This window comes from Trinickia sp., from assembly GCF_051953405.1.
In the GTDB taxonomy this organism is placed as follows: domain Bacteria; phylum Pseudomonadota; class Gammaproteobacteria; order Burkholderiales; family Burkholderiaceae; genus Trinickia.
On sequence record NZ_JBQCIV010000084.1, the window covers coordinates 17,656 to 28,125 of the forward strand.

General features: G+C 63.9%; 9 protein-coding genes. 3 read left to right on the top strand and 6 right to left on the bottom strand.

Going from position 1 to position 10,470, the window contains the following annotated elements:
* Positions 1 to 35: 35 nt before the first annotated feature.
* Positions 36 to 2,489, bottom strand: a complete 2,454-nt coding sequence (locus tag ACTHN9_RS14550; RefSeq protein WP_440537469.1) for a glycogen/starch/alpha-glucan phosphorylase — start codon at positions 2,487 to 2,489, stop codon at positions 36 to 38.
* 209 nt (positions 2,490 to 2,698) lie between these two features.
* On the opposite strand from ACTHN9_RS14550, the gene ACTHN9_RS14555 reads away from it, so the two are divergent.
* Positions 2,699 to 2,938 (top strand): hypothetical protein, encoded by a 240-nt coding sequence (locus tag ACTHN9_RS14555; protein WP_440537470.1) that lies wholly within the window; start codon positions 2,699 to 2,701, stop codon positions 2,936 to 2,938.
* Between the two features lie 58 nt (positions 2,939 to 2,996).
* Here ACTHN9_RS14555 and ACTHN9_RS14560 read toward each other — a convergent pair whose 3' ends face one another.
* The 5 genes from ACTHN9_RS14560 to ACTHN9_RS14580 form a co-directional block, all read right to left on the bottom strand.
* Positions 2,997 to 3,692 carry a peptidoglycan DD-metalloendopeptidase family protein gene (locus ACTHN9_RS14560; protein ID WP_440537471.1) on the bottom strand — a complete coding sequence of 232 codons (696 nt, stop codon included), beginning with the start codon at positions 3,690 to 3,692 and terminating at the stop codon, positions 2,997 to 2,999.
* A gap of 302 nt (positions 3,693 to 3,994) precedes the next feature.
* The gene (locus ACTHN9_RS14565) at positions 3,995 to 4,321 is read right to left on the bottom strand and encodes a DUF4148 domain-containing protein (RefSeq protein WP_440537472.1); all 327 of its coding nucleotides are present in this window, start codon (positions 4,319 to 4,321) and stop codon (positions 3,995 to 3,997) included.
* A 214-nt stretch (positions 4,322 to 4,535) separates the two neighbouring features.
* Complete coding sequence (gndA, locus tag ACTHN9_RS14570) at positions 4,536 to 5,945, bottom strand: NADP-dependent phosphogluconate dehydrogenase (protein WP_440537473.1); 1,410 nt, start codon at positions 5,943 to 5,945, stop codon at positions 4,536 to 4,538.
* Positions 5,946 to 6,011: 66 nt separating this feature from the next.
* The gene (locus ACTHN9_RS14575; protein ID WP_440537478.1) at positions 6,012 to 6,917 is read right to left on the bottom strand and encodes an NAD-dependent protein deacetylase; all 906 of its coding nucleotides are present in this window, start codon (positions 6,915 to 6,917) and stop codon (positions 6,012 to 6,014) included.
* Positions 6,918 to 7,119: 202 nt separating this feature from the next.
* A complete protein-coding gene (locus ACTHN9_RS14580) occupies positions 7,120 to 8,016 on the bottom strand; it encodes a LysR family transcriptional regulator (protein WP_440537474.1) in 897 nt (298 codons plus the stop codon).
* Positions 8,017 to 8,133: 117 nt separating this feature from the next.
* Here ACTHN9_RS14580 and ACTHN9_RS14585 point away from each other — a divergent pair, with 117 nt between their 5' ends.
* Positions 8,134 to 9,360, top strand: coding sequence for an MFS transporter (locus tag ACTHN9_RS14585; RefSeq protein WP_440537475.1), 1,227 nt, complete (start codon positions 8,134 to 8,136; stop codon positions 9,358 to 9,360).
* A 28-nt stretch (positions 9,361 to 9,388) separates the two neighbouring features.
* Positions 9,389 to 10,273: an alpha/beta fold hydrolase gene (locus tag ACTHN9_RS14590; RefSeq protein WP_440537476.1), complete on the top strand. Its 885-nt coding sequence runs from the start codon at positions 9,389 to 9,391 to the stop codon at positions 10,271 to 10,273.
* Positions 10,274 to 10,470 lie beyond the last annotated feature (197 nt).

Sequence of the window (10,470 nt, forward strand, 5' to 3'; positions counted from 1 at the left end):
CCGAGGCCCGCCCGCCGCGGCGGGCCCCAGCCCCCTCAGTCCAGCGACAACGGCTTAACGCGCCAAATGCGCTGCGCGTACTCGTCGATCGTCCGGTCGGAAGAAAACCGTCCCATGCCGGCCACGTTCTCGATTGCGCTCGCTGTCCACGCGCGCGGATCGCGAAAGCGCGCATCGACGGCATCCTGGGCCGCTGCGAACGCCGCAAAATCCGCCAGCACCATGTAGTGGTCGCCCCAATCCACAAGCGTGTGAAAGATGTCGGAAAACCGATGCGGATCGCCATCGGCGAAGTAACCGCTACGGATCTGATCGAGCGCCAAGCGCAATTCCGGATCGCGCTCGTAGATCTCGCGCGGCCGATACCCTGACGCACGCAGTTCGCTGACCCCATCGGACGTGAGGCCGAAAATAAACATATTCTCTCGCCCCACCGCTTCGCAGATTTCGATGTTGGCGCCATCCATCGTGCCGATCGTCAACGCCCCGTTCAAAGCCAGCTTCATGTTGCCCGTGCCGGAGGCTTCGGTGCCGGCCATCGAGATCTGCTCCGACAGATCGGCGGCCGGAATCATCAGCTCGGCCACGCTGACGCCGTAATTCGGCACGAACACCACCTTGAGGCGATCGCCGATCGCGGGATCGTTGTTGACCTTCTCGCCGACGTCGCCGATCAGTTTGATGATCGTCTTCGCCATCTTGTAGGCCGATGCGGCCTTGCCGGCAAAGATGACGACACGCGGCACCCAATCGTCGTTCGGCCGAGCGCGAATGCGGTTATAGCGCACGATGACATGCAGTACGTTCAGCAGTTGCCGCTTGTACTCGTGAATGCGCTTCACTTGCAGATCGAAAAGCGCATCCGGGTGTATCGTGCAGCCGGTTTCGTGCAGCAGACGCTGAGCAAGGCGAATCTTGTTGCGCCGCTTCGCCGCGCGAAACTCCGACGTGAACGCGGCGTCCTCTTTGTATTCGCGCAGCTTCGCGAGTTCGAACAAATCGCTGCGCCAGCGCGGGCCGATATGCTTATCGATCAGCGCCGACAGCGGCCGGTTCGCCTGCGACAACCAACGCCGCGGCGTAATACCGTTCGTGACGTTCGTGAACCGCTCGGGGAAAACGCGCGCGAATTCGCTGAAGAATTCGCGCTCCATCAATTGCGAATGCAGTTGCGAAACGCCGTTGACCTTCTGGCTCGCGACGATCGCGAGGTGCGCCATCCGTACGCGACGTTGCCCGTATTCGTCGACGAGCGACACGCGGCGAATCACCTCGATGTCGTGGCCGAAATGCTCGCTCGCTTCCTTGAGGAAATCGGCGTTGATGTCGAAGATGATTTCCAAGTGCCGCGGCAGCAGGCGCGCGAGCATATCGACGTCCCACGTCTCGAGCGCTTCGGGCATCAACGTGTGATTCGTATAGGAAAAGATCTGATGCACCATCTTCCACGCACGATCCCACGGCACATGATGGACATCCACGAGCAAGCGCATGAGTTCGGGGATAGCTAGCACCGGGTGCGTATCGTTCAGGTGAATCGCGACTTTCTCCGCGAAGCGTCCGAACGTGCTGTGCGTTCTCTGATAGCGGCGAATCAAATCCTGCATCGTCGCCGATACGAAAAAATACTCTTGGCGCAGCCGCAGTTCGCGGCCGGCGGACGTCGAATCGTCCGGATAGAGCAGCCGCGACACGTTCTCGGAATGCTCCTTCGCTTCGACCGCTCGCCGATAATCGCCCTGATTGAACGCCGAGAGATCGAGTTCCTCGGTCGCGCGAGCGGACCACAGCCGCAGCGTATTCGTCGCGCTCGTGCCGAAGCCGGGAATCACGGTATCGAACGCCATCGCGTTGACGTGCTCGGTGTCGACCCACTCGGTGCGCCCCTCGCGGGAGATGGTCCGCCCGCCGAAGTGAACGATGTACTGCACCTCGGGCCGCGGAAATTCCCACGGATTGCCCGCTCGCAGCCAATAGTCCGGGGTCTCCACTTGCTCGCCGCGCACGATCTGCTGGCGGAACATACCGTAGTCGTATCGAATCCCGTAGCCGAAGCCGGGGATGGCGAGCGTCGCCATCGAATCGAGAAAGCACGCGGCCAAGCGCCCGAGGCCCCCATTGCCGAGCGCCGCGTCGGGCTCGAGGTCGATGACCGCGTCCATATCGACGCCGAGACTGGCCAGCGCTTCCTTCATCTGATCGTGGATGCCGAGCGCGAGCAACGCGTTCGTAAACGTGCGGCCGATGAGGAATTCCATCGACAGGTAATACACGCGCTTGGCGTCTTGTTCGTACTGCTGGCGCGTGGTTTTCATCCAGCGGGCGACGAGGCGGTCGCGCACCGCGAGCGCCGCCGCGTTGAGCCAATCTTGCGGCCTGGCGGCGACGGCGTCCTTGCCGACGCCGTACATCAATCGGTTGGAGATGGAGCGCTTGAGCGCATCGACGGTACTGTTGAGCTGGTCGAATTCCAGATCCACGGCGGTCATCGAGTTCCTCCTCGGGCAACGAGCGGCATGCGCCTTGCTGAGCGTGCGACCTCGGACGCCTACCGCGAAAGCATTCAGGTTACGCCATTTTGAGCGGCCGTGAAGCCGGCTCTCGGGCGCATTCGTCGCACTGCCCGCACGCGCGCAGTTGGCACGCCGACAGGCACCGGCCTAGTATGGAAGGACGGCGGCGCCCATCGGAGATCGCTATGACAATGCAGACGAACCTCCATTCGGTCATCGGCATGCTTCACGCACAAGAACTCTTGACGCTCTCGGTCATTCGCGCCCTTCCGCCCGAGGTACGAGGCCGAATCGCCGACGAGCTGAAAGCGAACGCGGAGCTGTCGACCCAGCCGCAGCCGAGCGCGTCCGCAGAACGCGACGCGCTCGAGGCGTTTCGCACCCATGTGAAACGGCTTTCGATCTTGCTGACGTCGATGTCGTAATGGCCGCAATGGTCATATTGGGCCGAAGCACGGCGGATACCCGCTCGGCCCGGCTCGATCAACGAGGCAGATAAGCGAGCGGATCGACGGGCTTACCCGCGCGGCGTATCTCGAACTCGAGCGTGCCGCGGCCGGAAGCGTCCGTGCCCATTTGCGCGAGCTGTTGGCCCTTCTTGACGACATCGCCTTCTTTGACGATCACGTCGCCATTCACGGCATAGCCGGTCACGACATCGCCGCCGTGTTTGACGACGACGAGCGACTTGTATTGATCGATGCCGGTGCCGACGTAGATCACGCTGCCGTCGGCCGACGCCTTCACGGGCTCGTTGGGCTGGCCGGTGATGACGATGCCTTTAACGTTACCCGCATCGGTAAGCCGAGCGACCTGCCCATACGCCGGCCAGGCCGGACGCACGACGAGACCGTCGCTCGCGCTGGGCGCGGCGCCTGGCGGCGGCGCGACGCGCACGACTTGCCCCGGCGTCAGCATGGCCGTGCGCGGCAAGTTGTTCCAGGCGGACAAATCGTCCAGCCGCTGGCCAAAAGCCGCGGCGATGCCCGCGAGCGTATCGCCCGGATTGACGCGATAGAAGCCGGCAGGCACACCTGTGCGCTGCGGCGGTTGCGAACGCGAGGCGAACGGCGATTGGCCGAACCAATCGCCCGTGGCGCAGCCGCCTAAGAATGTCGCGCCGGCCAAAGCCAACGCGGCCCGCGCCCACGCGCGGCGCTGTCCTGCAGAAATACTCACCGTCTTCACCCTCGGCCCTCGATCGATGCGATGTTGCTGTTAGAACCCAGTCCGTCGGTGCCCTGACAAATACCTTGCACCGACAACCCGGACGTTTTGTCGTCTTTCGCGATCGTACTCGCCGGAGCATCGTACACGTTCGCGCGCGAAGACAAAACGACACTGGCCCGCATCTCCGAAGGAGAGGCGAGCCAGCGGACACAGCTTACCGGTCGCTACGTTGCGACCTGCGCGGCGCGGTTGCGTTCCCTTACCGCTTTTTTAGATAGGGCCGATCGGCCTAGCGACGGGCTTAGCCGCGCTCAACGGCCGAAGTACAGCGGCTGCGTATCGCTGTCGCTCGGCACCGCGCGCTGCATCTGGACCGGCGCGGGCGCACCGGACTGCGAAGTCCCTGCCGCGACACCGCCGTAGCCTTGCTGCTCGTTCACGCGACGCTCGGCCGCCTGAATGTCGTCCGGGTAGTACGGACTTTTAGCTGCCGGGTTGTAGCCGGCTTGCTCCACATTGATCAGATCCTGACGGACCTGAGCGCGGGTAACCGGACTGTCCGACGTCGATTGCGCGAACGAAGCGAGCGGAACGGCCAAAGCGGAAGCCGCAACCATTGCATACACGAGTGACTTCATGATCAACCTCCGAACTGTGATTCGCCGCGTGCGACATGCCGCAGCGTTTGATTACAGTCTAGGCAGTCGATCACCTAGGGAAAACCACTAATTCGACGATATAGAATTTCCGAAAGAGCAACAATACGACGAGCCGTAACAATATTTGCGGTGCAAAATGCGCTTAATTGCGCATTTTTTGCACATGTTTAACGTGAGTGGGCGGGCGCTCGGCTTAAGCCCAGGTCGCGTGGAAACTCCCCTCGCGATCGATCCGTTCGAACGTATGGGCGCCAAAGAAGTCGCGCTGTGCTTGCACGAGGTTCGCGGGGAGCCGCTCGGAGCGGTAGGCATCGAAATAGGCGACGGCCGAAGCAAACGCGGGCACCGGCACGCCCGCCTTCACGGCTGCCACGACGATCTCGCGCAATGCTGCCTGATAGCGCTCCGATATCTCGCGGAAGTACGGGTCGAGCAGCAAGTTCGCCAATGCCGGATCGTGCGTGTAGGCATCGGTGATCTTCTGCAGGAATCGCGCCCGGATGATGCAACCGGCTCGGAAAATCTTGGCGATGCCGCCGAAATCGAGGTTCCATCCGTACTCTTCTGAGGCGGCGCGCAATTGAGCGAAGCCCTGAGCGTACGAGATCACCTTGCTCAGATAGAGCGCGCGACGCACGGCTTCGACGAAGGCCGCGCGATCGCCGGCGAACGGCGTGGGTGCGGGCCCGGTCAACACCTTGCTTGCCGCCACGCGCTGCGACTTCAACGACGACAGCACCCGCGCGAAAACCGACTCGGTGATGAGCGGCAAGGGTACGCCGAGGTCGAGTGCGTTCTGGCTCGTCCATTTGCCCGTCCCTTTTTGCGCCGCACGATCGAGGATGACGTCGACCAGATCGCGCCCCGTCTCGTCGTCGCGTTTGCCGAAAATCTTGGCCGTGATGTCGATCAGGTAGCTATCGAGTTCGCCTTCGTTCCACTGCGTGTAGACCTTCTCGAGTTCGGCGTTCGTCAGCCCCGCCACTTGTTTGAGCACAGCGTAGCTCTCGGCGATCAACTGCATATCGCCGTACTCGATCCCGTTGTGCACCATCTTGACGAAGTGACCGGCACCGTCGGGGCCGATGTATGCCACGCAGGGTTCGCCGTCCGGCGCTTTCGCGGCGATCTGGGTCAAGATCGGGGCGACGAGTTCGTAGGCGTCGCGCGGGCCGCCCGGCATGATCGCGGGCCCCTTGAGCGCGCCTTCCTCGCCGCCGGACACGCCCGTGCCGATGAAATGCAGCCCGGCACGCGCGAGTTCCTGATTGCGGCGGATCGTATCGGTGAAATGCGTGTTGCCGCCGTCGATCAGCACGTCGCCTTGATCGAGCAGGGGCTTGAGGGCGGCGATCGTCGCATCCGTCGGTTCGCCGGCTTTCACCATCAGCAAAATGCGGCGCGGCTTTTCGAGCGACTCGACGAATTGCTCGAGCGAGTGGGCCGGCACGAGTTTGCGATCGGGGCATTGCGCGACGAGTTCATCCGTCTTCTCGCGGCTGCGGTTATAGACCGCAACGCTATAGCCACGGCTCTCGATATTGAGCGCGAGATTGCGCCCCATCACCGCGAGCCCGATGACGCCGATGGCTGCTTTGTTCATGTGTCGAATTCTCCAAAAGGGCGAAGCGCAAACGGATCGCGTCGTGCGCGTCGAGACGGACCACCGTCAACGATGATAAGAAGCCGAGGGCACGGCACGGGCGGCCAGCGCGGTCAGCGCTTCGCCGCACGGCGCCTGAACCTTCAGCGAAAATAGCGCGTCGGCACGCGTCACCCCGATGTTGATCGCGGCAATCGGCATGCCAGCCTGGTGCGCCCACCTACAAAAGCGATAGCCCGAAAACACCATCAGCGACGAGCCCACTACCAGCATGGCGTCGGCTGCCGCGAGCGCGTTGCTCGCCGCCGCCACGCGCTCGCGCGGCACGTTTTCGCCGAAGAAGACGACGTCGGGCTTGAGCATGCCGCCGCAATGCGGACACGCCGGCACACGAAAGACGTCGAGCGCGTCCCATTCCAGATGCGCATCGCCGTCGGCCGACGCCGCTGCACCGGCCCCGGCGAGCGCGGGATTATCGCGCAACAACAGCGTTTGGATCGCGGCGCGCGCATGACGGCTGCCGCAAGCGAGGCACAGGACGTCGCCGATACTGCCGTGCAGTTCGACCACATCGGTACTGCCCGCCCGTTGGTGGAGCCCATCGACGTTCTGCGTGACCAGACGCCCGATACGGCCCGCGCTGCCTAGCTGCGCCAATGCAAGATGGGCCGCGTTGGGCTGCGCTTGCGCCAGCATCGGCCAGCCGACCATGCTGCGAGCCCAATATCGGCGCCGCGCGTGCTCGGAATCGCGAAACGCCTGCCATTGAATCGGTTGCGCACGCATCCAATCGCCGTTCAGATCACGGTAGCCGGGAATGCCCGACCCGACGCTCACGCCCGCCCCCGTCAGCACGAATAGCCGCCGGTGGGCCGCAACGAATGCGCAGAGCGCGTCGAACGCCGCGGCATCGTGCGGCGGTTCGTGAGACAAAGGTTCGGGCAGTCGAATCGAGGCGGGCGATTCGGTCATGATGCGCGGCGACTCCTCTTGCTCCAGCGGTGCAACGTGCACCCGCGGCACCGGCTGCGCGTGCGCCACACGAGGCGTGGCGGCAAGCGCGCGAACCGCAACGTCGCGCATTCTACGCCGATCGAGATCGATGCGTCGGCATGCCGCGCTTGGGATCGATCGCTGCGCCGCGTCATCGCGATCGCCCCGAGGGAACGAAGACTCAGAGCTTCTCGCCGGCGAGTCGCGCCGCCAGAAAATCGATCAACAACCGCGTGCGTGCCGGCATTTTGCGCGTGCGCGGCCACATCGCGAACAAAGGAAGCGGCGCAGGTTCGTAGTCGGGCAACACGATACAAACACGGCCCGCGTCCAGCGCCTCGCGGATTTGCCAGAACGCGGCCAGGCCGATCCCCAAGCCGGCCGACACCGCGGCGTTGACGGCCGCGACCTGATCGCTTTCGAAGCGCCCCGCCACGTTGACGGACACCGCCTCGCCGCTCGGTGCGGCGAAGTCCCAACGATTGGGATTCGGTACGCCCGTGCGCACCACGCACGCGTGCGAGACGAGTTCATCGGGGGCCTGCGGATATCCCTGCGCCGCAAGATAGGACGCCGACGCGAACGCGACGCGCCGCACGTCGGCGAGCTTGCGCGCGATCAGACGCGAATCGGGCGTCGCGCCGATCCGCACAGTGACATCGGCACCGCTCGTGGCCGGATCGCTGAACTCGTCTTCGAGCGTGGCCGAGGCGCTCAGATCCGGGTGGCGCTGCAAGAATTCGCAGACGAGCGGCACCACGAAGCGCGGCCCGAATAGCGTCGGCGCATTCACGCGCAAACGCCCCGTCAGTCGCCGCGCGTCCTCTGCCAATTCCGCTTGTGCGATATCGAGATCGGCGAGAATCGCCTTCACGCGGCCATAGAAACGCTCGCCGGCGGGGCTCAACCGCGAGGTGCGCGTCGTGCGCAGCACGAGCGTCGCCCCCATCTGGCCTTCGAGCGTTTGCAAGCCCCGGCTTACCGCCTGCAACGATCTGCCGAGCCGCCGCGCCGCGCCCGTCAAGCTCCCCTCCTCCGCGATCGCGACAAACGTCTCGAGTTCGCGCAACGATTGCATCGATATTCTCCCGATTTTGTGGATTGTGTCTCTACTTTCACACCGATTACATGCGTTGTTCGAGAGGGTAGCATCGACGCAGCCCTCAATGGCGACTCATCTACACGAGGTGTTCGTATGGACCTTTGCTCGCACAGCGCCGCATCGCCCCCCACGCCCGCTTCCATGCGCAACGGCGTCCCTATCCTGCTGTTCGCTACATTGGTAGGTGTAGCCGTGCTCCCGCTGTATGCATCGCAAGTCATGCTCGGTGCGCTCGATGCGTCGCTGCATTTGCGCGCGTGGAGTTCGCTCGTCACCGCGCTCACGATGTTCGGATACGCGGTCGGGCTAGTGGCCCTCGTTCCGCTCGTCGACCGGCTGCCGAATCGCCCGCTGATCGGAGCCACGCTGGCAGCGCAAGCCGTTTGTCTCGGCATGGCCGCGCTCGCCCCAACGGCGGCGGTGTTTCTCGTCGCATCGTTCTCGATCGGCGTCACCGCGAGCGCCATTCAGATGCTCGTGCCCGCGGCGGCCTCGCTTGTTCCGCCGCAGGCTCGCGGCGCCGTCGTCGGCAACGTGATGAGCGGACTCATGCTCGGTATTTTGCTTTCGCGCCCGCTCGCGAGCCTCGCGACGCACGCGCTCGGATGGCGCGGCTTCTTCATCGCCGACGGCGTGCTGCTCGCGACCGTGGCAGCGCTTTCCGTCCCGCGCTTACCGCCGCTGCTGCCCGCGCAAAATCCTTCCTATCGCGCCCTGATCGCGTCGCTCGGGCGTCTGGTCCTCTCGGTCGAAACGCTACGTCGCCACGCGCTGTACCAGGGGCTCTTGATGGTGGGTTTCAACGCCTTTTGGACGAGCGTTGCAGTCGTACTCTCTCGCCCACCGTTTTATTGCAGCGCGACGCAAATCGCCGTGTTCGCGCTTGCCGGCGCAGGCGGCGCGGTGGCGGCGCCGATTGCGGGACGCGCCGCCGACCGCGGCCATGCGAGGCGCGCGAAGCGCAGTGCCCACCTCCTTGCGATAGGTGCCGTCATCGCGGCCGCTTGGGCACTGACCGCACCGCTGCCGCGGCCACTCGCGCTCGCCATCGCCGGAGCATCGGCCTTCCTGCTCGATGCCGGCGTGATCGCGGACCAGGCGCTGGGCCGCCGCGCGATCAACTTACTCGCGCCGGAATCGCGTGGGCGCGTCAACGGTTTATTTACCGGCCTATTCTTCATCGGCAGCGCGATCGGCGCCGCGCTGTCCGGTCCGACACTTGCTTCGATCGGGTGGCTCGGCGTAAGCAGTGTGACCCTCATTGCTTTCGCTGCCGCCGCACTCATTCATCTGACGCATCGCGACCGCACACCGTCCTGACTCACGCAGCCTTGCTTAGGAGAACAAAATGAATTGGACTCGCGCAAACATCCGATATAAGACCGTCGATGTCGACGGACTCAGCATCTTTTACCGCGAAGCCGGCCCACGGGATGCGCCGGTCCTCTTGCTGCTGCATGGGTTCCCGTCGTCGTCTCGGATGTACGAACCGCTACTGGCGCCGCTCGCCGATCGCTTTCGTCTGATTGCCCCCGACTACCCGCGCTTCGGCCATAGCACTGCTTTGCCGCCAAGCGAATTCGTCTACACGTTCGATCGTCTCGCCGAAGTGATGACCGGCTTCGCCGATCGGCTCGAATTGGATCGCTTCGCCCTATTCGTGCAGGACTACGGCGGCCCTGTCGGCTTTCGCATGGCGCAGGCTAAACCCGGGCGTATACGTGGCATCGTGGTGCAAAACGCGGTGGCGCACGAGGAAGGGCTTGGGCCGCTTTGGGACACGCGTAAAGCGTTCTGGGCCGATCGATCGCGGCACGAAGCCGCCTTGCGTGCGAATTTGCTTTCGTTCGACGCGACCCGGCTGCGGCATGTCGGCCGCACGCCGCACCCCGAGCGCTACGACCCGGACGCGTGGCACGACGAGTTCGCATTTCTATCGAGCCCGGGGCAAATCGATATTCAAACCGAACTCTTTTACGACTACCGCACCAATGTCGAACGGTATCCGCAATGGCAACGGTACATGCGCGAACATCAACCGCCGATGCTCGTGGTATGGGGCAAGTACGATCCGTCGTTCACCGTCGAGGGCGCGCACGCCTATCGGCGCGACGTGCGCGACGCGCAAGTGCACGTGCTCGAGGCGGGCCACTTCGCACTAGACGAAGCTTGCGACGAAGTGGCTGCGCATACGCGCCGCTTTTTGGCATCGCTCGACGAGCGCGATGCGTGATGCGTGATGCGTGATGCGTGATGCGTCGAGGCGCGATGCTGCGATGCTCGCCTGCGACGCCTATCGGCCGCTAGGCGCTAGGCGCTAGGCGCTAGGCGCTAGGCGATAGGCGATAGGCGATAGGCGATAGGCGATAGGCGATAGGCGATAGGCGATAGGCGATAGGCGATAGGCGATAGGCGATAGGCGATAGGCGA